Origin of the sequence: Nonomuraea candida (genome assembly GCF_000725485.1) — a bacterium.
Taxonomy (GTDB): domain Bacteria; phylum Actinomycetota; class Actinomycetes; order Streptosporangiales; family Streptosporangiaceae; genus Nonomuraea; species Nonomuraea candida.
In genome coordinates, this window is record NZ_JOAG01000016.1 from 84,650 (window position 1) to 110,704 (window position 26,055).

Genomic DNA, 26,055 nt, shown 5'->3' on the forward strand with positions numbered 1-26,055 from the left:
AGCGTCGGCGGCATGACAGAACTTGACGCCAGGCTGCGAGCCATCACCGACCTGATCGTGGCCGAGGCGCGCGAGGGCGGCGGCAGGCACGAGTACGACGGCCGTATCCAGGACCTGTCGCCCGGCGGCGTACGGTCCGGGCTGGCCCGGCTGGGCCAGGACCCCGCGCCCGAGGACGCGCACGACGCCAGGCACCTCCAGGTGTTCGAGGAGAGTCTGCGCACCCAGCTCGGCGAGCTGGAGCTGCACCGCAAGAACCCGCTGATCCATTTGTCCAACCTCGACCTGGCCTGCTACGACCGCGACTACGCCCCGGAGGAGGAGCGCGCCGCCGCCAAGGCCGCCCACCTCGCGCTCTGGCCCGAGGCCGTGGAGCAGTCGCTCGCCTCGCTCGACCAGGTGCCGGCCCCCGTCGCGAAATCCCTGCTCGGGGCCGTCAAGGGCCTGTCGGCGGGCGTCACGGACGAGGCCGCGCTGCGCGCGCACGGCCGGCTCGTCGCCCACATCGAGCACGCCGCCGCCGAAGGCGACCCCGACGCGTCGCTCGGCGGCGCGGCGCTGGCCCGGCTGATGGGCACGGCCGAAGGGCTGCCCGTCGACCTGGGCGCGCTGGCCGAGCGGGCCGACGCCGAGCGCGACCGGCTGATGGCGCTGCTCACCGAGTCCTGCGCCAAGCTGGGGGAGAAGGACAGGCCGCCGCTCGACGTCGTACGCGAGCTGGTCAAGGACCACCCCGACGCCGACGGCGTGATCGAGGCCGCGCGGATCGGCACGGAGAAGGCCATCGCGTTCACCCGCGAGAAGGACCTCGTGCCCTACCACGACGGCGAGTGCCTGGTGGGCCTGGCGCCCGAGTCGCGCCGCTGGGCGATGGCGATGATGGCGTGGAACTCGCCGGGCGAGCCGGAGGGCCCGTCCTGGTACTACATCACGCCGCCCGAGGCGTCCTGGCCGGAGCGGGACCAGGAGGAGTGGCTGGAGGTCTTCAGCCGTACGACGTTGCCGGCCATCAACGTGCACGAGGTCGCCCCCGGGCACTTCTCGCACGCCAGGGCGCTGCGGCGGGCCCCGTCCGAGGTGCGCAGGCTGCTGCAGTCGATGGCGTTCATCGAGGGCTGGGCGCACTACGCCGAGGAGCTGTGCGTCGAGGAGGGCTTCGAGGACGGCGACCCGCGCTTCGAGATCGGCGTCTGGGTGGAGGCGCTGATCCGCGTCACCCGCCTGGCCTGCGCGATCGGCGTGCACACCGGCTCCATGACGGTCGAGGAGGCCGCGCGGCGCTTCGAGTCCGACACGCACCTGGCCGGTCCCGCGGCGCTGTCGGAGGCGCGGCGGGCCTCGTTCGACCCGACGTACGGGCGCTACACCTGGGGCAAGCTGCTCATCCAGGACCTGCGCGAGCGGGCCCGCGCGGAGTGGGGGGCGGGCTTCACCCTGCAGCGCTTCCACAAGGCGCTGTTCGACCTCGGTTCGCCGCCCCTGGGCCTGATCGACGCCATCCTGTAGCGTCTCCTGAAACTGGTTGGGGAACGACCTGTGGCGTCTGCGGGGCCGGTCGATGGTAAGGCCCCGCGGCGTCTCCGGGGCCGGTCGTCTTCGGGGATCGGTCGGGAACGGCCTGTGGCGTCGAGTCGCCAGGGAGGTTTGTCCGTGCGCGAGCTCTCCGGCAAGGTCGCGGTGGTGACGGGCGCGGCGAGCGGCATCGGGCGGGCGCTGGCCCTCCGGTTCGCGGCCGAGGGGATGACGCTGATGCTCGCCGACGTCGATCACGGCGGGCTCGCGCGGACGGCCGCGCTGGCCGGCCGGGAGACCAGGGTGCTCACGCAGATCACCGACGTGTCCGACGCCTGGGCCGTGCGCCACCTGGCCAACCGGTGTTTCGGCGAGCTGCGCGCCGTACACGTGTTGTGCAACAACGCCGGCGTCTTCCAGGGCGGCCACATGTGGACGCGCGGCGAGGAGGACTTCGCCTGGCTGCTCGGCGTGAACGTGTGGGGCGTGCTGCACGGCATCCGCGAGTTCGTGCCGCGCATGATCGCGCAGGACACCGAGGGCCACATCGTCAACACCGTCTCCGTGGCCGGGCTGTTCACCTCCCCGGGGACGGGCGGGTACGCGGTCGGCAAGCACGCCGCGCTGGCCGCGTCCCTGTCGCTGGCCCAGGACCTGGCCGCCACCGGCTCCCGGCTGCGCGTCACCGCGCTGTGCCCGGGGGCGGTCAGGACGCGCATCGCCGAGTCCGACCGGTCCCGGCCGGCGGGCCTGCCCGCCACGCCGACGCCGGACGAGGTGGACTCGCGGGAGCGGGCCGGACGGGCGGCCGAGCGCGGCATCGAGCCGTCGGAGGTGGCCGACCTGGCGGTCAAGGCCATCCATGAGGAACGGTTCCTGCTGCTGACCGACCCCCGGTACGCCGACCGGCTGCGCGCCCAGACCGAGACCCTGCTCACCGGCGACGTGCCCCCGTGACGATCGGACGGTGACGGTTCACCGGTGGCGGTCGTGGGCCGGCATCCGGACGGCGATGCCGGTGCGCGGCCGGACCGGCATCGGACGGTGACGGTTCACCGGTGGCGGTCGTGGGCCAGCATCCGGACGGCGATGCCGGTGCGCGGCCGGACTAGCAGCCGTACCTGGTCGCCCGGCAGCACGTCCTGATAGACCGCCTGCTCGACCTCGAACGCCGTGGCCGTGCGGGAGCTGCCGTCGTGCAACGCCACGTAGTGGTGCTCGCCCGTCTCGTCCGTCCACCGTTTGACGACGTACCCGGCGACCTCCTGCCGGCCCGAGCCCTGCGGCGGGGGCCCGGCGGGCACGATCTCGCCGCCCTGCCAGCCGCTGCCCGTGAAGATCCACTCTTGCCGGGGGTTCGCGGGGCCCGTCCTGGCGATCTCGCGGCCGCGTTCGGTGAGCAGGAAGCCGCGCCCGCCCATGAGCAGGCCGATGCCCGCCACGAGGGAGACCATCGTGGCGATCATGCCGGGCCACGCGAGGCCGGCCGCCGCGATGGTGGCGTACCAGGGGACGACGAGCCCGGCCGCGAGCAGCACCGGGACGAGCATGCTCGGCCAGCGCCGCCGCGCCAGGCCCAGCTCGATCGCGCGCCGGCGGACGAGGGGGACGAACTGCCCGTCCAGCTCGGCCTCGTGGGGCATGAGCTCGATCTCCGGGGTGTCGGGCGCGCCGGCCAGGCGGGCGCGCACCCGTTCGAGCACCCACCTCTCGTACGCCGCCGGCGGCTCCTCCTGCCCCGGGCCCTGATCGCCCAGGGAGAAGCGGTCGCCCTCGGCCCGCAGCCAGCCGCGCCCGGCCAGCTCGAACACCGTCGCGTGGAACACCTCCTGCGCCCGCATGCCGCGTAAGAGCTCGGCCACGGGCACGGCCACCGGCTCCCCGGAGGGCCGCAGGTGCCTGTCCCGGCTGGACACCTTGAAGGCGGCGGCCAGCGTGGCGGCCCACAGGGCCCACGCCGCCGCCGGCCAGACAAGATCCATTGTTCTGTGTTAGCACGTCGGCTCGTGCCAGGCCAGGTGTAAGACCCAAGGCCGATACACTGGGGTTACCGCATTTCGCCTTTGGGGGGTTCTCACGGTGTCTGAGTTCGACACGGTTCTGGTGGTCGACTTCGGCGCGCAGTACGCGCAGCTGATCGCCAGACGCGTGCGCGAGTGCCACGTCTACTCCGAGATCGTCCCCTCGACGATGCCGGTCGAGGAGATGATGGCCAAAAACCCCAAGGCGATCATCCTGTCCGGCGGCCCCTCGTCGGTCTACGCCGAGGGCGCGCCGCCGGTGCCGCACGGGCTGTTCGCCACGGGCGTGCCCACGTTCGGCATCTGCTACGGCTTCCAGGCCATGGCGCAGGCGCTGGGCGGCGAGGTCGCCCGCACCGGCGTCGCCGAATACGGCGGCACCGCGCTGCAGGTGCTCGACGAGGGCGTCATCTTCGCCGGCCTGCCCGCCAGCCAGACCGTGTGGATGTCCCACGGCGACAGCGTGGCCGCGGCCCCCGAGGGCTTCGCGGTGACCGCCTCGACGAGCCAGACGCCGGTCGCCGCGTTCGAGGACACCGAGCGCGGCCTCTACGGCGTGCAGTTCCACCCCGAGGTGCTGCACAGCGAGCACGGGCAGGCGGTGCTCAAGCACTTCCTCGACGCGGCCGGCTGCCGCCCGTCGTGGACCATGCTCAACATCGTCGAAGACTCCATCGAGGCCGTGCGCCGCCAGGTCGGCGACGGCCGGGCGATCTGCGCGCTGTCGGGCGGGGTCGACTCCGCGGTGGCCGCCGCGATCGTCCAGCGCGCCATCGGCGAGCGCCTGACCTGCGTCTTCGTCGACCACGGCCTGCTGCGCAAGGGCGAGGCCGAGCAGGTCGAGCGCGACTTCGTGGCCGCCACGGGCGTCAAGCTGCGCGTCGTCGACGCCGCCGACCGCTTCCTGAAGGCCCTTGAGGGCGTCACGGACCCGGAGGAGAAGCGCAAGATCATCGGGCGCGAGTTCATCCGCGTCTTCGAGGACGAGCAGCGCGCCATCATGGCCGACGGGCCCGTGGAGTTCCTGGTCCAGGGCACGCTCTACCCCGACGTGGTCGAGTCGGGCGGCGGCACCGGCACCGCCAACATCAAGTCCCACCACAACGTCGGCGGCCTGCCGGAAGACCTGCAGTTCAAGCTGGTCGAGCCGCTGCGGGCGCTGTTCAAGGACGAGGTGCGCCGCGCGGGCGAGGAGCTGGGCCTGCCGTCCGCCATGGTCTGGCGCCAGCCGTTCCCCGGCCCCGGCCTCGGCATCCGCATCGTCGGAGAGGTCACCCGCGAGCGGCTGGCCCTCCTGCGCGAGGCCGACGCCATCGCCCGCGAGGAGCTGTCGCGCGCCGGCCTCGACCGCACGATCTGGCAGTGCCCGGTGGTCCTGCTGGCCGACGTCCGGTCGGTGGGCGTGCAGGGCGACGGGCGCACGTACGGGCACCCGGTGGTGCTGCGGCCGGTCACCTCGGAGGACGCCATGACGGCGGACTGGGCGCGGGTGCCGTACGACGTGTTGTCCCGCATCTCCACCCGGATCACCAACGAGGTGCGCGAGATCAACCGCGTCGTCCTCGACGTGACCAGCAAGCCCCCGGGCACCATCGAGTGGGAGTGACCCCGGTCCCTGTCCTCGCTCCCGACGTCTAACTACAAGAAATTTTTAGTTTGGTGCACGGGCGAACGCCAAACTAAAAATTTTTTGTAGGAGTTAGGGTGGGCCAGTATGGGGGCAAGTGACGACAAGCCTCGCGCCCGGCTCTGGCGACGGGCGGCGGGTCAGCGCGGCTACTTCACTGCGGCCCAGGCGCTAGAGGACGGCTTCTCCTACCAATCACAACGCTTCCAGGTCGTGAGCGGCCATTGGGAGCGGGTCGATCGCGGCGTCTATCGGTTCGCCGAGTTCGCCGATCTCCCCGCGGGCGAACACGATCACCTCGTACGATGGGCGCTGTGGGGCCAAGGGCAGGCGGTCGTGTCACACACCACGGCACTCGCCGTCCATGATCTGGGGATAGCCAATCCGGCTCGGATTCATCTGACGGTTCCGCCGGGATTCCGCCGGCGGCACTCCTCCGTGGCTCTCCACCGTGCCGAGTTGAGCAGTGATGATGTGGAAGAGCACGAGGGGTTTCGGGTGACAAGACCTGTGCGCGCCATCGCGGAGTCCGCGGGGGACGGTGCGGACCAAGACGTGATCGACTCGGCCGTCGCCGAGCTGCTCGAACGTGGGTCCGCCACGAAGGCCCAGCTGGTCCGCGCGGCCCAGCGCGTCGGGTCCCGCGCCGAACTCGCGGTGGAGCGAGCCATGCGTCAAGAGTCGGCGTGAGCCGCTACGCGAACTCGACCGACCTCCGGCGGGCTCTGGAGGCCAGGCTCAAGCGCCAGGCCGACGAAAGTGCCACCGACCTCAGCCGATTGCGAAGAATCGCGGTGTTCGACCGGATATCCGCAAGGCTGAGTGTCGTCGAAGGCCGCTGGGTCCTCAAGGGCGGCACGTCCCTGGAATTTCGCCTCGGAGGGCGGGCACGTGCCACGAAGGACCTTGACCTGGCGCTGCGGGACGACTCCTGCGATGGGGAGGCCCTGCGCGAAGAGCTGATCGAGACTCTGGCGAACGATGTCGATCGGGATGGGTTCATGTTCTCGGTCGGACGGCCCATCGCGTTGGACGTTGACGCGGCCGGACGGCCAGGCTGGAGGTTCTCGGTCGACAGCACTCTTGCCGGCAAGACCTTCGCGCAGATCCGGCTGGACATCGTGCGGCGTGACGAGGAACTCGCGGCCGTCGAACGCATCCTCCTGCCCGGTGTGCTCGCGTTCGCCGGTGTGCCCGCCCGTACGATCGAATCGGTCGATCGCCGCCAGCATTTCGCAGAGAAGCTGCATGCCCTCACCCGTGACTACGACTCACGTCCCAACACCAGGGTGAAGGACCTCGTCGATCTGATCCTGCTCATCGAGGACGGCCTCCCCCCTGACGGCGGGCTGCTGGAAGTGGTGCAACACGTCTTCGCCGTACGAGGCACCCACCTCGTTCCGCTTCTCATCCCCGATCCGCCACCGGCCTGGGAGTGGGACTACCCGAAGCTCGCAGAGGGCGTCACGCACGCGGAGCCGGACCTGTCCACTGCTCTCGGCCGGTTGCGCGCTTTCTGGAAGTCGGTGCGGGATCGGGGCACGGGCGGCTGACCGAGGGCCGCCATCTGCGGACGCGTGCACCGGGTGGCTCCGCCAGTCACGCCCTGGGCGCCGTCGAGAGCAATGGCCTACGCGTCGGTCGTGGGCGTGAGCTCGTAGCCTGCTGCCTCGACGGCGGCTCGTACGTCGGTGAGGTCGAGGGGGGTGGCGCTGGTCAGCGTGACCGTGTCGTTGGCGACGTCCACCGTGACCGCCGTGACGCCGGGGAGGCGTTCGAGTTCCTCGGTGACGAAGCCCGCGCAGTGTCCGCAGGCCATGCCGCTGACGGTGTAGGTGCGCGTGGTCATGCCGGCGTTCCCTCCTGTTCGGCGGGTGCCTCGGGCAGGGTGCGGGTGAGCATGTGGGCGCTGCGCATCCGGCCGTCGGGGGCGAACCGGCCGAAGAAGTGCACGTCCATGGCGAACTGCTTGCCGCGCTGCCGTACGTGCAGGGTGTAGCGGGCGGCGAGCCGGTCACCGTTCACCAGCGCTTCGTGAACCTCCAGCCGGCCTTCCGGCCGGTTCTTGCGCACCGGGCGGGTGTGGGCGATGAGTTTGTCCCGATCCATCCGGTGCCCGTCGGCGATCTGCACGATGTCGGGCGTGTGGTACCGGTCGACGATCGCTCCCGCGTCCTCGTCGCTGTTCAGCAACTCCTCGGAGAAGGAGGTCAGGAAGCCAGTGATGAACTCGGCGGGGTCGGTGTCGTGGAGGGTGTTCACGGTACTCCTGTCGCGCCATAACTCTTACGCGCTGTAAGATATACACACCCCGCTAACTTGGACAAGGTGTAAGAGATGAGCTCCTCGCCGCCCCGCGACGCCGCTGACCGCCCTCTCGCCGGCAGCTCCGCCGGCGACGGCACTGTTGGGGGCGGTACGGCTGGCCCGGTTGGGGACGGCGCCGTCGGCCTCACCTCCGTAAGTGCCGCTCGTGGCGGCACCCGTAAGCGTCGTGCCGATGCCCGCCGCAGCCGGGCCGCCATCCTCGACGCCGCGGTCCAGGTCCTCAACGCCGACGCCGACGCCAGCGTCGACACCATCGCCACCGCCGCCGGGGTGAGCCGCCAGACGGTCTACGCCCACTTCCCGTCGCGCGAGCAGTTGCTGGCAGGCGTGCTCGACCACCTCACCCAGCAGACCGTCGCCGCGATGGACGCCGCCGACCCCGACAGCGGCCCGGCCGCCGAGGCCCTGCTGCGCCTGCTGGACGCCAGTGAGCGCACGGCCGGGCGGTACCCCGTCCTGCTCCAGAAGATCGGCACGCTGCCCGTGACCGCGCAGGACGACCACGACCGCCACGCGCCGGTCGCCGACCGGCTGGAGCGGGTGATCCGGCGCGGCCAGCGGGCGGGGGAGTTCGACGAACGGGTCTCGCCGGGCTGGCTGGTCACGGTCATCGTCAGGCTCGCCCACGCGGCGAGCGAGGAGACGGCGGCCGGGCGGATGTCCCGCGAGGACGCCACCCGCGCCCTCCACGCCACCCTCCTACGCGCCTGCGGCGCCCCCGCCCCCGACTCCGCCACGCCGGCCGAGAGGGTGGTCAACCCGTAGGAGGCCGCTCTGGGCGTGCGATGTAGGTGCCCTTCGCTGGCAGTGTGACCACCAGCCCGCGATCCCGAAGCTCCTGTACGGCCCGGCGCACCGTGCCGATCGCGACGCCGTATTCCTGCGCCAGATCGCGCTCGCCCGGCAGGCGTGTGCCGGGAGTGAGCTCGCCTGCCTCGACCCGGGCGGCGATGTGGTCGGCGACCTGGACATAGACGTAGCCGGGGCCCGCTGCGTCGGGGTCGAAGGCGGGCACGGTGCTGCTCATGCCTCACAACAGTAGAACTATGCCCTGCAGCATATATATGCACGTAGCGGCCTACCGCTATACACCGCTCTATGCCGCTCCTATATTGGACTCATGACGGAATCCCCTGATTTCCATGGCCCGCACATCGGTCCCCACCGCCGCGACGCCGAGCTGGTCGACTGGCGGGAGCCGGAGCCGCGCTTCGACCGCGTCCGGATCAGGCGTCACACGTGCGACTGCAAGGCCCGCATCCTGGAGCTCTGCACGGCCGGCGGGGTGGCCTGGGTGCGCAAGACCGACCGGTTCGAGAGCGGGTCGCTGGTGTGGGAGAGCCGTCCGCTGAAGACGAACGAAGCAGAGGAACTGTGGCGCAAGCTGCTCGACGGTAAGGCGAGATGACCAGCTTCGACGACGAGGGACTCGAAGCCGGAAGCTCGGAGATGCGCCGCAAGCACCGGGGACCCTGACGTACGGTTCCCGGACCGGTTCGCCTTCGTGTTCGGCGTGAGACCCGGAGCGTAGGCCTCCCACCGCAGCGGCAGATATGCCGCCCCCATGGTGGTCGACATGTCATACTTACGCCCCGAATACACGGTCTCGGTGGTGGGATCGACGGGAGGGGGGTCGTGTGGAGCTGCGCGACATCGAGATCTTCCTGACCCTCGCCGAGGAGCTGCACTTCGGTCGTACGGCCGAGCGGCTGCACGTTTCCGTGGCGGCGGTCAGCAAGGCGCTCAAGAAGCAGGAACGCGCCGTCGGCGCCGAGCTGTTCGCCCGGAACAGCCGCAACGTACGGCTGACGCCGGTGGGCGAGCGGCTCCGCGACGACCTGCGCCACCTGTACCAAGGGCTGACGCAGAGCCTGGAGCGGGCCCGGCTGGCGGCCAGGGGCAAGACCGGTACGCTCCGGGTGAGCCTGTTCCCGATCAACGTTCAGGAGCTGCGCCGCTACTGGGAGACCTTCCGCTCCCGGCACCCCCAGTGGGAGCTGCGGCTGCGGATGTCGAGCTATTCGGACCCGTTCGCGCAGTTGCGCGACGGGGAGGCGGACGTCCTGGTCACCTGGCCGCCCGGGGAGGAGCCCGACCTGACCGTGGGGCCGCTGCTGTGCGCCGAGCCGAGGGTGCTGGCCGTGGCCGCCGACAACCCCCTCGCCAAGCGGTCCACGGTACGGCTGGACGCGCTCGGCGACCACCGGCACGTGGCCGTGGAGCCGGCGCCCGACGAATGGTTCAACCGATACGTTCCCGAGCTCACCCCGAAGGGCCGGGTGATCGAACGCGGGACCGTCGTGCACCGCGTCGAGGACATCTTCATCCACACGGCCATGGGGGAGACCGTCTCCCTGTTCCCGGCCCACATGACGCGCTACTACCCGCAGCCCGGCATCGTGTACCTGCCCGTCACGGACATGGAGGCGCTGCCGTACGCGCTGGTGTGGCGCACCGAGGCGGAGAACGACATGATCACGGCCCTCGCCCGCGTGGTGCGCGAGCTGGGGCCGCTGCCCGGCTGAGACCGTCAACCGTGGGTTAACGACCATTGCGACAGTCGTCGTTGATCCGCGGTGCCGCCCGGCAGGATGCTTGACCCGTCCGAAGAACAGACCTTCTGGGAGGTGGATGGGGACATGCACTTTTCTGGTGCCGTGGGGTGAACATCATCTCTTCCGCGGTGTCCCTGACCGTCGCCGACCCGGCCGCGTCCAGCCGGTTCTTCACCGGCCATCTCGGCTTCCGGGAGATCCTGACCGGTGACGGGTTCATCGTGCTCGGTCGTGACGACGGGGCCGCCGACCTGGTCCTGGAGGAGCGCGACCCCGAGCGGTGGCGGCCGGGGCAGGGGCCGGCGGACGTGCGCGTGGTGTTCACGGTCACCGGACTGGCCGCCGAGTACGAGCGGCTGCGCCGTGAAGGCGCCACCATCACCATCCCGCTCCGGCGGGAGCCGTGGGGTGAGCTGCTGACGCAGCTCACCGACCCCAACGGCGTGACGATCCAGCTCATCGAGTGGATCTCCCCGATCACGGACTGACCACGGGACCGGCCGCTCCGGCCGGTCAAGGCCGTGCCGGTCAGGCCGTGCCGGGCCCGTTCGCTGCCCCGTTTCGCCATCCCTTTTCCCTGGTCACGGGCACCGCCATGCCCCGCGGTGCCCGTGTCAGTGATGGCGTCAGGACGGTGACGGTCCCGTATCAGGGCGATCGGCGACGCTGAATGACATCAGCCGCCGGGTGATGGCGGACAAGTCCCGCAAGCATCGCCGGCGGGTTTCACCAGAACGACAACGATGGCAAGGAGAATTGACGATGGGAAACAACGGCTTCTCGGTGGCGGGGCTGCGCAGGGTGCGTGACGTGCTGGCGCGGCATGTCGACTCCGGGCGGATCCCGGGCGTGGTCGCGCTGTTCAGCCGGGGCGGTGAGACGCACGTCGAGACGCTCGGCACCATGCGGCACGACGGTGGCGCGCCGATGCGCCGGGACACGATCTTCCGGATGGCGTCCACGTCCAAGCCGGTGTCGATCGCGGCGGCGATGGTGCTGCTGGACGAGTGCCGGCTGCGGCTGGACGACACGGTGGACGAGTGGCTGCCGGAGCTGGCCGACCGCCGCGTGCTGACGCGGCTCGACGCGGAGCTGGACGACACCGTGCCGGCGCGCCGGCCGATCACCGTACGGGACGTGCTGACCTCCACGTTCGGGCTCGGCATGGACATGACCGCGCTGGGCACCCCGATCCTGAACGCGATCTTCGAGAGGGGGCTCACCCCCAACCTGCCGGTGCCGGTGCCCGAGCAGGACGAGTGGATGCGCCGCCTGGGCGAGCTGCCGCTGATGCACCAGCCCGGCGAGCACTGGCAGTACCAGATCAGCAGCGACCTGGTCGGCGTGCTCGTCTCCCGGGTCACCGGCCGCTCCTTCGAGGACTTCCTGCGCGAGCGCGTCTTCGAGCCCCTCGGCATGAAGGACACCGGCTTCCACGTGCCCGCCGACCAGATCGACCGCCTGCCGACGCTGTACGCGCCGGACCCCGCCAGCGGCGAGTTCCTGGTCTGGGACGAGGCCAAGGGCGGGCGCTGGAGCGAGGCCCCGGCGTTCCAGGGCGGCGGCGGCGGGCTGGTCTCCACGGCCGACGACTACCACGCCTACTTCCGGATGCTGCTCAACGGCGGCGTGCACAACGGCAGGCGGATCCTGTCGCGGGCGGCCGTCGAGCTGATGACCACCAACCGCCTCACGCCCGAGCAGCAGGCCGCGCGGCACGCCCTGGCGGTCAACAACGTGCACATCTCCTTCGGCCAGGGCCAGCAGGGCGGCTGGGGCTTCGGCATGGCGGTGCGCACCTACCGCGGCGACTACGCCCCGATCGGCCAGTTCGGCTGGGACGGCGGAGCCGGCACCTCGACGTACGCCGACCCGGCCAACCAGCTCACCGGAATCCTGCTCACCCAGGTCGGCTACTCGGTGCCGAGCCCGGCCCGGCTGATGAACGACTTCTGGACCACGCTCTACCAGGCTCTCGACGACTGACCGGCGAAAGCCCGTCCACCCGAACCCACCAAGACCCCGAGGAGAACCCCATCATGTCGATCACCCTTTCCGAGCAGGACACGCAGACCCTCCGCACCGCCGCGTGGGGCGCCGTCTCGCTGATGGCCGCCGCCGGCGCGGCCGGCTCGGCCCACAAGGCCGCCACCGAGGCCTCCATCGCCCTGACCTCCGCGACCGGCGTGGTCGGGCACGCGCTGGCCAAGGCGCCGAAGGGCCTGGGCGGCAAGTCCACGGCGGAGCTGGCCGACCAGGTCCTGCCCGCCCTGACGGCGGCCATGAGCCTGCTGAAGGAGCAGGACCCGGCCGAGGCCGACAACTTCCGCCGCACCGTCACCGTCGCCGTCGAGTCGGCCGGCCGGCACGAGAAGGGCGACCCCCGCCCCGCCATGGTGGAGATGGCCCGCAAGATCACGGAGGCCCTCGACGCCGCCTGACCCCGCGCGTCCCGCCCCGGCCCCCGGCCCGCCCGGCCCGCCCACGCCTGGGCGGGCCGTTCGCGTTGCCGCAAGGACGGTGTACGCGGGCCGGGACCGTGCGCGCCGGCCCCGTTCATGCATGGTGCGTTCGAATCCATGCATATAAGGAGCGATGATGGGAAGAGACGTCACTCCTGGGCCAACTCGCGACCGTGGTTGGCAGTGGGACACCTGAGGTGCACCACGGACGGGGTGTTCGGCGCACACGGTCTGGAAGGATGGCAAGGCCTGCATGGCCCATGCGAGCGAGTACGGCAGACAGCCGAGAGTGCTGCTCGTCGAGGACGATCCGCAGGACGCGTTCATCGTCGAAGAGCTGCTGGCGGACAGCGGCCTGTCGGTGCGCCTGGAGTGGGTGCGCTCGGTGGACGAGGCCCGGCGGGCGCTGACCGCGCTGCGTCCCGAGTGCGTGCTGCTGGACCTCGGCCTGCCTGACGCGCACGAGTTCTCCGCGCTGTCCGCGGTGATCGAGGAGGCCGGCGACGCGGCCGTCGTGGTGCTCACGGGGCTGGCCGACGAGCAGGCGGGCATGGCGGCGCTGACGGCCGGCGCCCAGGACTACCTGGTCAAGGGCCGGGTGGAGCCGGAGTGGCTGGGCCGCACGCTGCGCTACGCGATGCAGCGCAAGCAGGCCGAGCAGGCCGCCGTGGCCCTGCACGCCGAACGCATGCGCGCCAAGGAGAACGAGCGCCTCGAACGCGGCCTGCTGCCCACGCCGCTGCTGCACAGCATGCCGATCGAGGTCGCCTCCCGCTACCGCGCCAGCAGGGGCTCGGCCACGCCCGGTCCGGGCGGGGCGGCCCTGCGCGGCCGGGCCTCGGCCACGCTGGGCGGCGACTTCTTCGACGTCGTGGAGTCCGACGACAAGGTCGTGCACGCGGTGATCGGCGACGTCTGCGGCCACGGCCCCGACGAGGCGGCGCTCGGCGTCTGCCTGCGCATCGCGTGGCGGGCGCTGGTGCTCAGCGGCGTGACGGGCGCGGCGCTGCTGCGCCAGCTCGAACGCCTCCTGGAGGCCGAACGGCCGGGGACGGAGATCTTCGTCACGATGTCCACGCTCGTCCTCGAACCCGACCAGCGCACGGTCAGGATCTGGCGGGCCGGCCATCCCGGCATGCTCCTGCACGACGGCGACAGGGTGAAGCTGGCCGAGCCGCGGCACACGCCGGCGCTCGGCCTGCCCGTGGAGGTCGACTGGCACGAGGAGGTGCTGGAGCTGCCGAAGGGCGGCGGGATCACGCTCTACACCGACGGCCTCTTCGAGCGCCGCCTGCCCGGCGCGCCGGCGCGCTGGCTGGGCGAGGAGGGGATGCTGGAGCTGGCACGGCGGTACGCGCACCTCGACGGGGAGCGGTTCCTCGACGCCCTGATCGCCGACGTCGAGTCGGTCACCGCCCCCGACGCCCCCGCCGACGACCTCGCCGTGGTGCACCTGCGCTGGAAAGATCCCGCATGAGTCCCCTGTGTTCGAGGTGGAGAGATCCCTCGTGAGTGAAGTGCCCGTGGTCGGGTTCCGGCGGTTGACGGTGCACGGCTGGTTCGTGCTGGTGATCGTGGCCATCACCATCCTGGTGGTGGTCTGCGGGGCGATCGGCGCCGTGATGCTCGACCGTACGAGAGAGCTCTCCGACGACCTCACCACCCGCATCTCCCCGGCCGCCATCGAGGTCGGCGTGATGCAGAAGGCGCTGATCGACCAGGAGACGGGGGTCAGGGGCTTCCTGCTGACCGGCAGCCAGGAGTTCCTGCGGCCGTACGCCGAGGGCGTGACGGCCGAGCGGCGCAGCCGTCAGCAGGCGGCCGTGCTCCTGTCGGACCACCCCGACCTCGTCGCCGAGCTGGACGCCATCTCCGCGCGGGCCGCCGCCTGGCGCAGGGACTACGCCGAGCCCATGACGGCGGACCGGGAGGGCGACAGCAGGGTCCCGGCGGCCACGGTGGAGGGCGGCAAGCAGGCGTTCGACCAGATCAGGGCGTTGCTGGAGCGGCAGGACGAACGGCTGGCCCAGACCCGCGAGCGGGCGCAGCGCGAGCTGGAGGCGGCCGAGCGCATCCGCAACTGGGCCTTCCTGGCCATGCTCGTGGTCTTCCCGCTGGCCGGCGCGGCCATGGCGATCCTGCTGCGGCACGCCGTCGGCCGGCCGCTCGACGAGCTGCACGCCGCCTCGCGCCGCATCGCGGACGGCGACTTCGACCACGCCATCCCCGCCCGCGGCCCCGCCGACATCCGCGAGGTGGCCACGGCCGTGGAGCTGATGCGCAGGCGGATCGTGCAGGCGCTGGCCGACTCGCACGACCAGCAGGTGCTGCTGCGCAAGCAGGCCGCCGACCTCGACGCGCAGGCGGTGGAGCTGCGCGAGCAGGCCGCCGACCTGGACGCGCAGGCGGTCGAGCTGCGCCGCTCGAACGGCGAGCTGGAACAGTTCGCGTACGTGGCCTCGCACGACCTCCAGGAGCCGCTGCGCAAGGTCGCCACCTTCTGCCAGCTCCTCGACAAGCGCTACGGGCAGGTGCTGGACGAGCGCGGCAAGCAGTACATCAACTTCGCGGTGGACGGCGCCACCCGGATGCAGGTCCTCATCAACGACCTGTTGAGGTTCTCCAGAGTGGGCAGGGTCTACGACGACCGCGAGCCCGTCGAGCTGGAGGAGGCGCTGAACAAGGTGATCGACGACCTCTCGACGCCCATCGAGGAGTCCGGCGCCCGCTTCGAGCGCCCCGACCCGCTGCCGGTCGTCGTCGGCGATCCGACCATGCTGCGCCTGCTCTGGCAGAACCTCATCAGCAACGCGATCAAGTTCCGTGACCCGGGCCGGGCGCCGGTGATCCGCATCGGCTGCGAGCCGGCCACCGACCTGGAGGGCTGGCAGTTCTCCGTGTCGGACAACGGGATCGGCGTCGAACCGGAGTTCGCCGATAAGATCTTCATCATCTTCCAGCGCCTGCACAGCCGCGAGGCCTACAGCGGCACCGGCATCGGCCTGGCGATGTGCAAGAAGATCGTCGAGAACCACGGCGGCCGGATCTGGCTGGACACCGCCTACACGGGCGGCGCCCGGCTCTGCTTCACCCTGCCCGCCGACGACCCCGCACGTCAGCGGACGCAGCTCGCGGCCGCCGGCGCCGATCACGAAGGAAACGGCTCATGACGACCGGGCAACCCATCGAAGTCCTGCTGGTCGAGGACGATCCCGGCGACGAGCTGATCACTCGCGAGGCGTTCGAGGACAACAAGATCCGCAACAACCTCCACGTCGTCAGGGACGGCCTGGAGGCGATCGACTTCGTCTACCGGCGCGGCCCGTACGCCGACGCGCCGCGCCCCGACCTCATCCTGCTCGACCTCAACCTGCCCAAGTACGACGGCCGCCAGGTGCTGGGCAGGATCAAGAGCGACCCCGAGCTGAGGTCGATCCCCGTCGTCGTCCTGACGACCTCCTCGGCCGAGGAGGACATCCTGCGCAGCTACGAGCTGTTCGCCAACGCGTACGTGAGCAAACCCGTCGACATCGATCGCTTCATGGCCGTGATCCGGCAGATCGACGAGTTCTTCGTCACGGTGGTCCGCCTGCCTGGCCGTGGCCGCGACTACGGCATCGGCGAGGAGGGCTCCCTCTAGTCCCGCCCGCGCCGGAGCCGGTCAGAAGTAGCTCACCCCGGGCTTCGGCCGCTCGCCGCGCAGCAGCACGGGCACCGTGACGAGGTGGTAGCCGCGCTTCCTGAGCTCCTTGAGGATCCCCGGCATGGCCCGCACCGTCTGCGGGACCACGTCGTGCATGAGGATCACGCCGTCGCGCCTGGCCTGCTTCAGCACGGTGGCCTTGATCTTCGCGGTGTCCTTGAGGCTCCAGTCGAGCGTGGTGTGCGTCCAGAGGATCTCCGACAGGCCCGCCTCGCCGGCCGCGCGCAGCACCCGCTCGTCGGTGCGCCCGTACGGCGGGCGGAACATGTCCGGCCGCCGTCCCGTCGCCTTCTCGATCACTTCCTGCGTGACCTTGAGCTCGTCGAGGATGTCGCCGTCGAGCCGCGCGGTCAGCTCGGCGTGCGAGTAGGTGTGGTTGCCGATCGCGTGCCCCCGCGCCACGATCTGCCTGGCGATCTCGGGGCGTTCCTCCACCCGCTTGCCGACCAGGAAGAACGTGGCCTTGGCGCGGGCCTTGGCCAGCGTCTTGAGCAGCGCCGGCGTGTGCGCGCCCGGCCCGTCGTCGAAGGTCAGCGCCAGGCACTTGACCCGGGCGCAGTCGACGGGAGCCGCCTGGGCGGGCACCGACGTAAAAGCTAAGGAAACAGCGAGAAGGGCATGAATCACCACATGGCAAAGCCTAGAGCCAATGCCGCCCGCCACAACGGCGGCCCAGGTCTCGCTCTGGGCACGGTCCCCCGCCCCCGCCCCTCACCCGGCCGAGGCCGCCCCGCCCGTCACGCGGACGCGCCGGTCGCACCGGTCGCACCGGTCGCGCCGACCGCCGCGGGCGTCATGGAAGCGCGCCGGCCGCCGCGGGCGTCACCGAAGCGCGCCGGAGGCCGCGCCCGTCATTCGCCGCGCCTGGCGCGCAGGAACAGGGTCACGCCCTTCAGTGACCTGACCGGCAGCCAGCGCTCGGCGCGGACGATCGCCGCCAGCCCCGCGTTGACCAGGGACGGCGTCCTGCGCAGGTCGCTGCCCCTGGAGCGGCGCCGGTGCCGGGCCACGAGCGGGCGCAGCAGGACGTTCCAGCTCCAGACGCGTTCGACGGTGAGCCCGGCCTTCTCGACGACGACGGTGAGCGAGTCGCGGTCGTAGCGGCGTACGTGGCCGACGGCGTCGTCGTGCGCCGACCACAGCGCCATGTCGCACGGCACCGCGATCAGCGCGTGCCCGCCGGGCGCCAGCACCCGGGCGATCTCCTCGGTGACCAGGTGATCCTCGCGGACGTGCTCCAGCACGTCGAGCGCGGTCACCAGGTCCAGGCTGGCGCTCTCGAACGGCAGCGCCCGCGCGTCGGCGCGCACTGCCTTGAGCCCGCGCCGCCTGGCCGTCTCCACCGCCGTGTCACAGTGGTCGGCCGCCGTCGCGTCCCAGCCCGCCTCGGCCAGCACCCTGGTGTTCCCGCCGCCGGCCGCGCCGACGTCCAGCGCCCGCCCGGGACGGCCCAGCCCGCGCACCTCCCTGCGCAGCACGGCCCGGCGCTCGCGGTACCACCAGTGGGTGTCCTCCAGCGCGATCAGGCGGCGGATCTCAGAGTCGTCCATTCATCGTTTCCTTGACTTCGACAGCGCCCAGCGGAGCAGGCAGTAGGTGGCCGCGGCCACGCCCGCCTCGCCCGGCGGCCCCGTGCCGGCGGGCAGCGCGAGCACGGTCGTGGTGGTGAGGACATAGGTGGCCGCGAGGAGCAGCGCCGCGCCGGAACGCGTCCTGCGGCGCCGCCGGCCGGCCGCGCGGCGCTGGGCCACGACGTGCGCGACCCCGGTCAGGAGGAGCGCGCCGAGGTTCGCCGCCGCCGGCGCCCAGAGGTGCCGTAACGGGAGGTAGGCGAGAGCGTACAGGAGGGTGAAACAGGCGATGGAGCAGAACGTGGCCACCGCCGCCGCGCGCGAGCGGGTGAGCACCGCGTCCGGATGCGTGGGCGTCGGCTCGGGCCGGTGCACCTCGACCCGCGCCCGCCCCGTCGCCATCGACCAGGCGACCCTGGCCAGCCCCTTGAGGTCGTCCACGGCCGTCCTGACCACGCGGACGCGCGAGTCGCCGTCCTCGATCCAGTCCACCGGCACCTCGTGCACCCGCAGCCCGTTGTGCTCGGCCAGCAGCAGCAACTCGGTGTCGAAGAACCAGGAGTCGTCCTCGATCCGGCCCATGAGCGGCCTGACCACGTCCGTCCTGGCCGCCTTGAAACCGCACTGCGCGTCGCTGAAACGGACCCCGAAGCCGTACCGCAGCAGCGCGTTGTAGCCGCGCGAGACCACCTCGCGGCGCAGCGAGCGGCGGGTGCGCGCGCCGGGCGCCAGCCGGGTGCCGATGGCGATCTCCGAGTGGCCGCTGGCCACCGCCGCCACCAGCGGGAACAGGGCGTCGAGGTCGGTGGACAGATCGACGTCCATGTACGCCACGATGTCGGCCGGGCTGTCCTGCCAGGCCGCGCGCAGCGCCGCGCCCCGGCCCCTGACGTCCAGCCTGCGGGCGTGCACCCGCTCGAACTCCCCGGCCAGCGCCGAGGCGACCGGCCAGGTGGCGTCGGTGCTGCCGTTGTCCACGATCGTGACGCGCCACGGCAGCGGGAAGCCGTCGAGGTAGCGGGCCAGCGTGCGGACGCAGCCGGGCAGCGCGCGCTCCTCGTTCAGCACGGGGATGACGATGTCGACGCTCGCCGGCCGGACCCTCCGGTCGAGGACGCGGGGGCGCGGCTCCATGGCGGCACGCGTGTCCATAGACTCCCCTGATCTCGCTCGTGGCCGTGGGTCCACGGAAATGGTCCAAGGGGCGTCCGGAGTGGCGGGCGCGGTTTCCGGGCGGCATTCCCGGAGCTGGGGAGGGTTTTACCCGCCGGGAAGCCGGTAGATCGCGAAGGCCGCGTTCCTGAACCGCAAGGTGGCGAATCTGGCCAGCTCGGGACGGGGGCGGGTGAACAGCCAGGTGACGCCGTGCTCCGTGGCCAGGCGGCGGACGTTCTCCGCCGTGGGCGCGGCGAACACCGCGTCGTTGGCCGCGAGGCGGGCGCGGTCGGCGTACGGCAGCGTCAGGTAGGACGGGCCGGACGGCCCGGCCCGCGACAGCGTGCTCTCCGCGTAGGCCCAGCCCTCGACCAGCACCCGCCGCTCGCTGAACGCCGACACCCAGAAGTGCCGGCTGTCGCACACCTGCCACCACTCGTGCACGCAGTGCAGGTCCGTGGCCACCACGTCGCCGGGGGAGGAGTGCGCGCGCAACCACCGCCCCGCCGCCAGCGCCCCCGCCGGGACCAGCCGCTCGCGGCTCTCCCGCGCCGGCATGACGTGCACGGCGACGTCGATCGCGGAACCCGGCACGGCGTACCCCGCCAGCACCGCCACCATCCCCACGACCGGCCCGCGCCCGCACAGCAGCACCGCCGCCACCCCCAGCACCAGGTACGGCGTCACGACCCGCACCAGCGCCCCGCCGGGAAACTCCAGCCCCGAGACCACCAGCGCCGCTCCCGCCCCCAGCCCCGCCAGGCACGCGGCCCGCCGCCACGGCACGCGCGGCGCCGACAGCACGCCGCAGACGGCGGCGACCGACAGGTAGGGCCGGGCCGCCTCCAGGAAGTAGAGCTGCGACTGCGCCGGATGCCCGAGCGCCATGGCCGCCCCGATGCCCGCCGCCCCGATGCCCAGCAACAGCAGCACGGGCGGCTCCAGCACGCGCCGGCCCAGCCCCGCCACGCCGCCCCACACGCAGGCCAGGCAGAACAGGTGCACCCCCGCCAGCACCACCAGCGGCGCCAGGGGCACCGGGGCCGGCTCCGGCGTGCCCGCCACCGTCGCCCACAACGCGCGCACGGTCGCCAGCGGCGAGACGACCGTCCCCTGCCCGCCCTGCCGGAACAGGACGAGATGCGCGAAGGCCAGCCCCGCCAGCGTCAGCGCCGCCGCCCCGGCCCACCGCCCGCGCAGCCCCCGCCCCGCGATCATCCGCATCCGCGCCGGCCAGGGCAGGCCCGCCGACCCGCGCCACGCCACGACGCCGCGCCCGGCCAGCACCACGAGCAGCCCCGCCAGCAGCAACGGCAGATAGGTGGCCTTGGCCCCGGCCAGCACCGCCACCAGCACCGCCAGCGCCACCCACCGCGATCGCGCCCCGCCGAGCAGCAGCAGCACCACGGGGACGCACAGCAGCGCCCCGAACGTCTGCGTGGGGCTGGTCGAGACCGTGAACATCGAGCGCGAGCTGAACACCACCCCCTCCACCAGCGCCGGGCTGAACAGGAAGTACGTCACCCCGGCCGCCGCCACCCCCGCCCCCCAGCTCCCGCCCAGCCGCCGCCCGAGCACCGCCACCAGCACGACCATGGCCGCCGCCATCGGCAGCATGGACAACCGGTAGAGCAGGGTCGCCGGCTCGATCCCGGTGACCCAGCTCGTCGCGGCCAGCTCGGCGTACACGAACCAGTGGTAGGACAGCGGCTCGCCGAGCACCGCCGGCATCGTGGGCGGGACGTGGTGCCTGACCTCGCCGACCAGGGCCAGGTGGTAGGGCAGGTCCACGTACGCGGCGGCGATCGGCACGCCGTACACGTGCAGCGCGCCCCACGCGAGCAGGACGGCGACGATCCCCGCCAGCGCCCACGCGCACCACGCCGGCAGGCGCTCGCGCCGCCGCGCGCCCCGCCAGTGCCGCCGCAGGCGCGGCACGGCCGCGAACGCGCACACCACCACGGCCGGCGGCGCCAGCACGAGCAGCGGCAGCCCCGCCGCCCGGGCCGGGAGGTAGGCCAGCACCTCGACGGCGTATCCCAGCGCCAGCCCCGCCGCCACGTCCTCCGGCAGGGACCTGCCGCCGCCGGTCAGCCCCCGCCACAGTAGCGTCCCCGGCAGCGCCAGCCCGATCCCGAGATAGGCGGCGAAGGCGGTCAGATCCCGCCAGGACACCCCGCACCACACGAAGACGGCCACGGCCGCCACGCACACGACGGCGGCCGGCACCAGCCCGCGCCCCCGCGACCGGGCGGGCCCCTCCAGCCGGACGGGCCCGCGCGCGGGCGGCGCCGGCGTCATTTGACGACGGTCACCAGGCGCGTGAACTCGGCCGGCAGATCCACTCCGTCCCACACCCGGTGGAAGCTCAGCGCGCTGCCCACCGGCACCATGCGATCGACCCCGCGCCCGGCCAGCCCCCTGGCCAGCTCCTCCAGCTCGGCCCGGTCGAACCCGAAGTGCGTCATCGTCTGGTCGCGCCGCTCGACCAGCGCCACCAGCTCGGGCAGCGCCGCGAGCCTGGCGTGCGCGAAGGTGCCGGCCCCCAGCCACCGGCGCGGCGCCGCGGCGGCGGCCGACAGGCGCACGCTGGCCAGCGCGTTGCCGTGGAACTCCACGCTCTCCGCCAGCCCGTCGGCGGCCAGCCCGTAGGTCGAGACCCGCTTCTCCACGGCCATCGCCGCGTCGACCCCCCACCCGCGCACGGTCACCACCCGCGCCACGTGGTCGGTGAAGTCGGCCCGCGCCGCCTCGCAGTCGTCGGCGTCGCCGACCCAGTAGACGGTCCTCGGGGAGGAGCAGGCGGCCTGGTCGAACCAGTAGGTGTCGTTGACGAACCCCTCCGCGACCGTGACCCGCGCCGCGCGCGGCGCGCAGAGCCACGCCGCCGCCCGCAGCACGGCGAACGAGGACCGGTCGGGGAAGGTCAGGTCACGCGCGTGCGGGGCGAGCGCGTAGCGCCTGATCTCCCGCACCGTACGGTCGCCGCCCCACACCACCCGCAGGTCGCAGGCCGCCGACAGCGCGGCCGTCACGGCGTCGGAGCGGTCGTAGGAGATGACCCGCTGCGTGGCGGCGATGACGGGGTCGGCGTCGGCCAGCGCCTCGTGCAGGGTCTCCACGATGGCGTCGGCGACCGGGCCCGAGCGGGGCGACAGGCGCACGACGTTGCGGTTGCCCATCAGCGCGGAAAGGGCCCAGGAGTAGACGAAGACGGTGTCGACGTTGGCGGGCGGGACGTGGAAGACCAGGCCGCGCGGGACGCGTATGTGGTCGTGGCCGAGCCCCTCGACCGTGCGGGCCAGCTCGCTGGGGCGCAGGAAGAAGCCGAGCGAGCCCAGCTCGGGGTGGCGCCGCGCCAGCGCGGGCCGCAGCAGCCGCCGGCCGAACGCCGCGAGGAATTCCCGCACCCGCCCGTCCCCCACCTCCAGCACGCCACCGCCGGCCTGGGACGGCCGGCTCCCGCCCGCGGCCCCCGCCTGGGACGGCCGGCTCTTGTCCGGGTCGCCCGCCCGGGGCGGGACGCCGTGCGTGGACAGGGCGCCGAGCAGCGCCTCGACAGGTACGGAACCGCCGGCGGGGAACCTGACGTCCACGGCGCAGGCGTCGAGAATGGTGCGGTCGTCCAGCATCAGCCCTGCCCAAAGGTGTCACTGCAGCCGCGCGCCTCGGCCCGCGGCAGCCTGCCGAGGACCTCGAACCGCTTGCCCGGCCAGCTCCCGTCGTCCACGCCCCGCACCACGCCCAGGTCCTCGGTCAGCAGCACGTGGCCCGGATAGGAGGTGGGCAGCGTGCTGACCACCTCGATCAGCCCCGGCACCCCGACCGGCGTCTCCTGCCACGTCTCCGGGTCGCGGATCACGACGTCGGCGAAGTCGGGGCAGTAGAGGCCGTCGCCGTCGGGGCCCTCCAGGAAGACGGTGCCGATCTGCTCGACCATGCCGTAGAAGTTGTGCACCCTGCTCAGCCCGCACTCGGCCGCCAGCCGCCGCCGGAACTCGGCGTTGTCCACCGCCTGCTCGGCCAGCCGCTTCCACCCGCCCGAGTGGATCAGCACCGCCTGCGACAGGTCCGCGCCCAGCCCGCGAAGGTGCAGCCAGACCATGTAGGTGAACCCGAAGACCAGGAACCGCTCGCCGCCGTGCCGGGCCAGGAAGCCCTTGACCGCCTCGGCGTCCACCCGGCCCCGCTCGTCCAGCGCGAAGGTGTGGTCCCTGCCGAAGTTCATCATGCCCAGCACACCGGCGCCGCGCGCGCTCAGCGTCGGGTCGCGCACCACCGAACGGCTGTCGACCACCAGCATCGGCAGCCGCCGCTCGCCCAGCACCACCCTGACCGTGGCGGCCAGCATGCGGGTCTGCGCCGCCGCCGCCTCCCGGTCGAGGAAGACCCGGCTCGGCCGCTGCCCGGTGGTGCCGGAAGAGGTCAGCACGCGGAACACCCGCTCCTCGGGCACGCTGCGCAACTCGTGCGTCTTGAACAGCCGCACCGGCAGCCACGGCAGGTCGCACACCCGCTCGTAGGGCGGCGCCGCCCCGATCGCGTCGAGAATCCTGCGGTACGGCGGGCACGCCGCCCGGTGCCGCTCGGTCAGCCCGGCCAGCTCGGGCAGCAACACCGCCTCCCGCTCGGCCCCGCCCAACGTGAAGACACCGGCGCTCACGTCAGGGACTCCAGCCGCCGGTAGTCGATCTTGCCTGTCGGGAGGAGCGGCAGGTGCTCGATGTGGCGCACGTCGAACCCGCTCCAGTGCAGGCGCAGCTCGGCCGCCAGCCGCCGGGCCAGGCGAGCCCGGGTGGGCTGGTCGGCGGTCTCGGTCCAGATCGTCATCCGGTCGTCGCCCGCGGTGACCGCGATCGGGCCGGAGCCGCGGAGCAGGCGCTCGACGTCGTCGAGGTTGACGCGGGTGCCGAAGACCTTCGCGATGCGCTTGAGCCGCCCGGTGATGTGCAGGAACCCCTCGGCGTCGAGCCGCCCCAGATCGCCCGTACGCAGCCGGCCGCCCAGGTCGTCGCCCCTGGCCAGGTCTTCGGCGCGCTCGGCGTAGCCCATCATGACGTTGGGCCCGTAGTAGACGACCTCGCCGTCCTCGATCTCCAGCCGCCCTCCGGGGATGGCGACCCCGACCGAGCCCGGCCGGTCGGCGAGCCGGTCGGGCGGCAGGACGGCGATGCGCGCGGTGGCCTCCGTCTGGCCGTACATCACGTAGAAGCGCTCGGCCTGCGCGGCGAACTCCTCGACCAGCTCGGGCGCCAGCCGCCCGCCCGCCTGCGTGAGCGTGGTGAGCGACGGGTATTGCGAGCGGTCGAAGCGCAGGCGGCGCAGCATGGAGTATTGGTAGGGGACGGCGGCCAGCGAGGTGCACGCGTAGGTGCGCAGGTCGGCCCAGAACGAGCGCTCCAGCAGCCCCGCCTCCGTCAGCACCACGGCGCCCCCCGCCACCAGGTGGCTGTTGAGCACCGACAGGCCGTAGCTGTAGTGCAGGGGCAGGCTCGTGGGCGCGATCTCCTCGGGGCCGAGCGACAGGGCCGTGGCGATGGCGGCGGCGTTGGACAGCACCGCCTGGCGCGAGAGGCGCACGAGCTTCGGGCTGCCCGTCGAACCCGAGGTGGCCAGCAGCAGGCCCAGGTCGGGATGGGGATCGGGCACGTCGGTGCGGGGCGGCGGCGGGCCGTCGAGCGGATGCGTGAACCCCAGCAGCGCCGCCGGCCTGAACCGCTCGGCCAGGTCGGCCAGCGCGGCGGGAGGCAGGTCGGGGTCGAGCAGCGCGACCGGCCGGCCGGCGTGCCAGGCGCCGAGGTAGCAGAACACGGAGGCCAGGGTGTTGCGCATGGCGCAGAACAGCGGCCCGGGACGCAGCCCGTCGAGGTTTTCCGCGGCGCGCTTGATGTAGTGGGCCAGCTCGTCGCCGCCGATGCCCTTCTCGGCCCCCGACGGGATCAGCCGGGCCTGCGGGTGCGGGAACATCACGGGACCAGCCCGCCGTCCACGCCGAGCACCTGGCCGGTGATGAAGGCCGCCGCGGGCGACAGCAGGAACGCCACGGCCGCGGCCACGTCGCCCGGCTCGCCGAGCCGCCCGAGCGGGGTCGCCGCGACCGTGGCGGCGCGGGCCTCGTCGTCGAGCGTGGCGAGCAGGTCGGTGCGGATGTAGCCGGGGGCCACGGCGTTGACCCTGACGCCCCAGGGGCCCAGCTCTTTCGCGGCGGCCATGGTGAGGCCGAGGAGCGCGGCCTTCGTCGCGGAGTAGACCGCCTGCCCGGGGCCGCCCGCGCGGCCCATGACCGAGGAGACCAGCACCACGGCGGGCGAGGCGCTCCTGCGCAGCAGCCTGAGCGCGGCCTGCAGGGTGTGCGTGGCGCCGATGGCGTTGACCTGGAACAGCCGGGCGATGGTGTCGTGGGCCGTCATGCCGAGCGGCCCGGCGGCGTGCACGCCGGCGTTGACCACCAGCGCGTCGAGCCTGCCGTGCCGCTGGTAGATCGCCCGCATCAGCGCGGAGACCTGCCCGGGATCGGCCACGTCACCGGCCACGGAATCGACCACGGAATCGACCACCCCACGGATCTCCGGGACCACACCACCGGCCGAACCGCCCTCCGGCCCCGGGGGCGTGCCGGGCGGGGTTTGCGCGAGGGCTTCGGCGGCCACGTCGGCGGCCGCCTTGGCGGCGCGTTCGTCGTCGCGGCCGTGGACGACGACCGTGTGGCCGGACGCGGCCAGCGCGACGGCGACGGCGCGGCCGATGCCCGTCGTCGAACCCGTCACCAGGGCGACCCTGCGCTCCTGGTCCTCAGACGGCGGCGGCGCCGATGCCATGCTTCTCCAGCAGCTCGGCCGCCTTGGCGAACGAGCTCATGTCGATCATCTCGTCGGTGTCGATCATGATGGAGAACTCGTCCTCCATCGCGGCGATCAGCGCCATGTGCGCCAGGGAGTCCCACTGCGGGATGGCGCGGTATTCGAGGTCGTCGACGCCGGCGTCGGGCGGAAGGTTGAGCGCCACGCGGAACACGGCCCGCAGGCGGTCGAGATGACTCATGATCACTCACTCTCTGTCCTCAAGCCATGACGAAGTGTAGCGGGAATTTCGTGGCGAGGAGAAACCAAGGCCCCGCCCTC

The 26,055-nt window shown here is 72.5% G+C and carries 27 protein-coding genes; 14 read left to right on the forward strand and 13 right to left on the reverse strand.

Annotated features, from left to right (window positions below; translation table 11 throughout):
• Window positions 1–12: 12 nt before the first annotated feature.
• Both IO39_RS17295 and IO39_RS17300 read left to right on the forward strand, forming a co-directional pair.
• Window positions 13–1,506 (forward strand): DUF885 family protein, encoded by a 1,494-nt coding sequence (locus IO39_RS17295; RefSeq protein ID WP_043623779.1) that lies wholly within the window; start codon window positions 13–15, stop codon window positions 1,504–1,506.
• Between the two features lie 144 nt (window positions 1,507–1,650).
• Window positions 1,651–2,469: an SDR family NAD(P)-dependent oxidoreductase gene (locus IO39_RS17300; protein WP_043623782.1), complete on the forward strand. Its 819-nt coding sequence runs from the start codon at window positions 1,651–1,653 to the stop codon at window positions 2,467–2,469.
• Window positions 2,470–2,564: 95 nt separating this feature from the next.
• Here the strand turns inward: IO39_RS17300 and IO39_RS17305 are convergent, their stop codons facing one another.
• A complete protein-coding gene (locus IO39_RS17305) occupies window positions 2,565–3,494 on the reverse strand; it encodes a DUF2207 domain-containing protein (RefSeq protein WP_043623625.1) in 930 nt (309 codons plus the stop codon).
• Window positions 3,495–3,591: 97 nt separating this feature from the next.
• Here IO39_RS17305 and guaA point away from each other — a divergent pair, with 97 nt between their 5' ends.
• The 3 genes from guaA (at window position 3,592) to IO39_RS17320 (ending at window position 6,713) form a co-directional block, all read left to right on the forward strand.
• Window positions 3,592–5,139: a glutamine-hydrolyzing GMP synthase gene (gene guaA / locus IO39_RS17310; RefSeq protein ID WP_043623629.1), complete on the forward strand. Its 1,548-nt coding sequence runs from the start codon at window positions 3,592–3,594 to the stop codon at window positions 5,137–5,139.
• 108 nt (window positions 5,140–5,247) lie between these two features.
• The gene (locus IO39_RS17315) at window positions 5,248–5,850 is read left to right on the forward strand and encodes a type IV toxin-antitoxin system AbiEi family antitoxin domain-containing protein (protein ID WP_043623632.1); all 603 of its coding nucleotides are present in this window, start codon (window positions 5,248–5,250) and stop codon (window positions 5,848–5,850) included.
• A complete protein-coding gene (locus IO39_RS17320; RefSeq protein WP_043623635.1) occupies window positions 5,847–6,713 on the forward strand; it encodes a nucleotidyl transferase AbiEii/AbiGii toxin family protein in 867 nt (288 codons plus the stop codon). The genes IO39_RS17315 and IO39_RS17320 overlap by 4 nt, the downstream gene beginning before the upstream one ends.
• A 77-nt stretch (window positions 6,714–6,790) precedes the next feature.
• On the opposite strand, the gene IO39_RS17325 is transcribed toward IO39_RS17320, so the two are convergent.
• Together IO39_RS17325 and IO39_RS17330 are read right to left on the reverse strand one after the other, a co-directional pair.
• Window positions 6,791–7,009 carry a heavy-metal-associated domain-containing protein gene (locus IO39_RS17325; protein ID WP_043623638.1) on the reverse strand — a complete coding sequence of 73 codons (219 nt, stop codon included), beginning with the start codon at window positions 7,007–7,009 and terminating at the stop codon, window positions 6,791–6,793.
• On the reverse strand, window positions 7,006–7,422 hold the full coding sequence (locus tag IO39_RS17330; protein ID WP_043623641.1) for a nuclear transport factor 2 family protein: 417 nt from the start codon (window positions 7,420–7,422) through the stop codon (window positions 7,006–7,008). The genes IO39_RS17325 and IO39_RS17330 overlap by 4 nt, the downstream gene beginning before the upstream one ends.
• A gap of 75 nt (window positions 7,423–7,497) precedes the next feature.
• On the opposite strand from IO39_RS17330, the gene IO39_RS17335 reads away from it, so the two are divergent.
• On the forward strand, window positions 7,498–8,253 hold the full coding sequence (locus tag IO39_RS17335) for a TetR/AcrR family transcriptional regulator (protein WP_084773001.1): 756 nt from the start codon (window positions 7,498–7,500) through the stop codon (window positions 8,251–8,253).
• Here the strand turns inward: IO39_RS17335 and IO39_RS17340 are convergent.
• A complete protein-coding gene (locus IO39_RS17340; protein WP_043623644.1) occupies window positions 8,243–8,515 on the reverse strand; it encodes a winged helix-turn-helix domain-containing protein in 273 nt (90 codons plus the stop codon). The genes IO39_RS17335 and IO39_RS17340 overlap by 11 nt on opposite strands.
• A gap of 93 nt (window positions 8,516–8,608) precedes the next feature.
• Between IO39_RS17340 and IO39_RS17345 the strand changes: the two genes are divergently transcribed.
• The 8 genes from IO39_RS17345 to IO39_RS17380 all read left to right on the forward strand — a co-directional run bounded on the left by IO39_RS17345 (window position 8,609) and on the right by IO39_RS17380 (window position 16,145).
• Window positions 8,609–8,896 (forward strand): hypothetical protein, encoded by a 288-nt coding sequence (locus tag IO39_RS17345; protein WP_043623647.1) that lies wholly within the window; start codon window positions 8,609–8,611, stop codon window positions 8,894–8,896.
• Window positions 8,897–9,125: 229 nt separating this feature from the next.
• A complete protein-coding gene (locus IO39_RS17350; protein WP_043623650.1) occupies window positions 9,126–10,013 on the forward strand; it encodes a LysR family transcriptional regulator in 888 nt (295 codons plus the stop codon).
• Between the two features lie 137 nt (window positions 10,014–10,150).
• A complete protein-coding gene (locus IO39_RS17355; protein WP_043623653.1) occupies window positions 10,151–10,531 on the forward strand; it encodes a VOC family protein in 381 nt (126 codons plus the stop codon).
• A gap of 274 nt (window positions 10,532–10,805) precedes the next feature.
• On the forward strand, window positions 10,806–12,029 hold the full coding sequence (locus IO39_RS17360) for a serine hydrolase domain-containing protein (protein ID WP_043623656.1): 1,224 nt from the start codon (window positions 10,806–10,808) through the stop codon (window positions 12,027–12,029).
• Window positions 12,030–12,082: 53 nt separating this feature from the next.
• Window positions 12,083–12,484: a hypothetical protein gene (locus IO39_RS17365; RefSeq protein WP_043623658.1), complete on the forward strand. Its 402-nt coding sequence runs from the start codon at window positions 12,083–12,085 to the stop codon at window positions 12,482–12,484.
• Between the two features lie 274 nt (window positions 12,485–12,758).
• Entirely contained in the window at window positions 12,759–13,982 is a 1,224-nt protein-coding gene (locus IO39_RS17370) for a PP2C family protein-serine/threonine phosphatase (protein WP_043623660.1), read from the forward strand.
• Between the two features lie 31 nt (window positions 13,983–14,013).
• Window positions 14,014–15,675 (forward strand): sensor histidine kinase, encoded by a 1,662-nt coding sequence (locus tag IO39_RS17375; RefSeq protein ID WP_084773020.1) that lies wholly within the window; start codon window positions 14,014–14,016, stop codon window positions 15,673–15,675.
• Window positions 15,672–16,145 carry a response regulator gene (locus tag IO39_RS17380; protein ID WP_043623662.1) on the forward strand — a complete coding sequence of 158 codons (474 nt, stop codon included), beginning with the start codon at window positions 15,672–15,674 and terminating at the stop codon, window positions 16,143–16,145. The genes IO39_RS17375 and IO39_RS17380 overlap by 4 nt, the downstream gene beginning before the upstream one ends.
• Window positions 16,146–16,166: 21 nt before the next feature.
• On the opposite strand, the gene IO39_RS17385 is transcribed toward IO39_RS17380, so the two are convergent.
• The 9 genes from IO39_RS17385 to IO39_RS17425 form a co-directional block, all read right to left on the reverse strand.
• The gene (locus tag IO39_RS17385) at window positions 16,167–16,793 is read right to left on the reverse strand and encodes a polysaccharide deacetylase family protein (protein ID WP_052423016.1); all 627 of its coding nucleotides are present in this window, start codon (window positions 16,791–16,793) and stop codon (window positions 16,167–16,169) included.
• Between the two features lie 266 nt (window positions 16,794–17,059).
• The gene (locus IO39_RS17390; protein WP_043623665.1) at window positions 17,060–17,758 is read right to left on the reverse strand and encodes a class I SAM-dependent methyltransferase; all 699 of its coding nucleotides are present in this window, start codon (window positions 17,756–17,758) and stop codon (window positions 17,060–17,062) included.
• Window positions 17,759–18,931 carry a glycosyltransferase gene (locus IO39_RS17395; RefSeq protein WP_084773004.1) on the reverse strand — a complete coding sequence of 391 codons (1,173 nt, stop codon included), beginning with the start codon at window positions 18,929–18,931 and terminating at the stop codon, window positions 17,759–17,761. It lies immediately after the preceding gene.
• A 108-nt stretch (window positions 18,932–19,039) separates the two neighbouring features.
• Window positions 19,040–21,235: a hypothetical protein gene (locus IO39_RS17400; RefSeq protein WP_043623669.1), complete on the reverse strand. Its 2,196-nt coding sequence runs from the start codon at window positions 21,233–21,235 to the stop codon at window positions 19,040–19,042.
• Window positions 21,232–22,566 carry an acyl-CoA reductase gene (locus tag IO39_RS17405; RefSeq protein WP_084773006.1) on the reverse strand — a complete coding sequence of 445 codons (1,335 nt, stop codon included), beginning with the start codon at window positions 22,564–22,566 and terminating at the stop codon, window positions 21,232–21,234. Before IO39_RS17405 ends, IO39_RS17400 begins: the two co-directional genes overlap by 4 nt.
• Window positions 22,566–23,597, reverse strand: a complete 1,032-nt coding sequence (locus IO39_RS17410; RefSeq protein ID WP_043623671.1) for a LuxE/PaaK family acyltransferase — start codon at window positions 23,595–23,597, stop codon at window positions 22,566–22,568. Before IO39_RS17410 ends, IO39_RS17405 begins: the two co-directional genes overlap by 1 nt.
• Window positions 23,594–24,901, reverse strand: a complete 1,308-nt coding sequence (locus tag IO39_RS17415) for an AMP-binding protein (protein ID WP_043623677.1) — start codon at window positions 24,899–24,901, stop codon at window positions 23,594–23,596. The genes IO39_RS17410 and IO39_RS17415 overlap by 4 nt, the downstream gene beginning before the upstream one ends.
• Entirely contained in the window at window positions 24,901–25,752 is an 852-nt protein-coding gene (locus IO39_RS17420; protein ID WP_043623683.1) for an SDR family NAD(P)-dependent oxidoreductase, read from the reverse strand. Before IO39_RS17420 ends, IO39_RS17415 begins: the two co-directional genes overlap by 1 nt.
• Complete coding sequence (locus IO39_RS17425) at window positions 25,727–25,975, reverse strand: acyl carrier protein (RefSeq protein ID WP_043623801.1); 249 nt, start codon at window positions 25,973–25,975, stop codon at window positions 25,727–25,729. Before IO39_RS17425 ends, IO39_RS17420 begins: the two co-directional genes overlap by 26 nt.
• Between the last annotated feature and the right edge of the window lie 80 nt (window positions 25,976–26,055).

Excerpts from the sequence above, each read along its gene's own strand:
- IO39_RS17400 (WP_043623669.1), bottom strand. The coding sequence starts at position 21,235 with ATGACGCCGGCGCCGCCCGCGCGCGGGCCCGTCCGGCTGGAGGGGCCC.
- IO39_RS17380 (WP_043623662.1), top strand. The coding sequence starts at position 15,672 with ATGACGACCGGGCAACCCATCGAAGTCCTGCTGGTCGAGGACGATCCC.
- IO39_RS17305 (WP_043623625.1), bottom strand. The coding sequence starts at position 3,494 with ATGGATCTTGTCTGGCCGGCGGCGGCGTGGGCCCTGTGGGCCGCCACG.
- IO39_RS17315 (WP_043623632.1), top strand. The coding sequence starts at position 5,248 with ATGGGGGCAAGTGACGACAAGCCTCGCGCCCGGCTCTGGCGACGGGCG.
- IO39_RS17370 (WP_043623660.1), top strand. The coding sequence starts at position 12,759 with ATGGCCCATGCGAGCGAGTACGGCAGACAGCCGAGAGTGCTGCTCGTC.
- IO39_RS17295 (WP_043623779.1), top strand. The coding sequence starts at position 13 with ATGACAGAACTTGACGCCAGGCTGCGAGCCATCACCGACCTGATCGTG.
- IO39_RS17420 (WP_043623683.1), bottom strand. The coding sequence starts at position 25,752 with ATGGCATCGGCGCCGCCGCCGTCTGAGGACCAGGAGCGCAGGGTCGCC.
- IO39_RS17415 (WP_043623677.1), bottom strand. The coding sequence starts at position 24,901 with ATGTTCCCGCACCCGCAGGCCCGGCTGATCCCGTCGGGGGCCGAGAAG.
- IO39_RS17405 (WP_084773006.1), bottom strand. The coding sequence starts at position 22,566 with ATGCTGGACGACCGCACCATTCTCGACGCCTGCGCCGTGGACGTCAGG.
- IO39_RS17325 (WP_043623638.1), bottom strand. The coding sequence starts at position 7,009 with ATGACCACGCGCACCTACACCGTCAGCGGCATGGCCTGCGGACACTGC.
- IO39_RS17345 (WP_043623647.1), top strand. The coding sequence starts at position 8,609 with ATGACGGAATCCCCTGATTTCCATGGCCCGCACATCGGTCCCCACCGC.
- IO39_RS17340 (WP_043623644.1), bottom strand. The coding sequence starts at position 8,515 with ATGAGCAGCACCGTGCCCGCCTTCGACCCCGACGCAGCGGGCCCCGGC.
- IO39_RS17425 (WP_043623801.1), bottom strand. The coding sequence starts at position 25,975 with ATGAGTCATCTCGACCGCCTGCGGGCCGTGTTCCGCGTGGCGCTCAAC.
- IO39_RS17360 (WP_043623656.1), top strand. The coding sequence starts at position 10,806 with ATGGGAAACAACGGCTTCTCGGTGGCGGGGCTGCGCAGGGTGCGTGAC.
- IO39_RS17390 (WP_043623665.1), bottom strand. The coding sequence starts at position 17,758 with ATGGACGACTCTGAGATCCGCCGCCTGATCGCGCTGGAGGACACCCAC.
- IO39_RS17365 (WP_043623658.1), top strand. The coding sequence starts at position 12,083 with ATGTCGATCACCCTTTCCGAGCAGGACACGCAGACCCTCCGCACCGCC.
- IO39_RS17335 (WP_084773001.1), top strand. The coding sequence starts at position 7,498 with ATGAGCTCCTCGCCGCCCCGCGACGCCGCTGACCGCCCTCTCGCCGGC.
- IO39_RS17395 (WP_084773004.1), bottom strand. The coding sequence starts at position 18,931 with ATGGACACGCGTGCCGCCATGGAGCCGCGCCCCCGCGTCCTCGACCGG.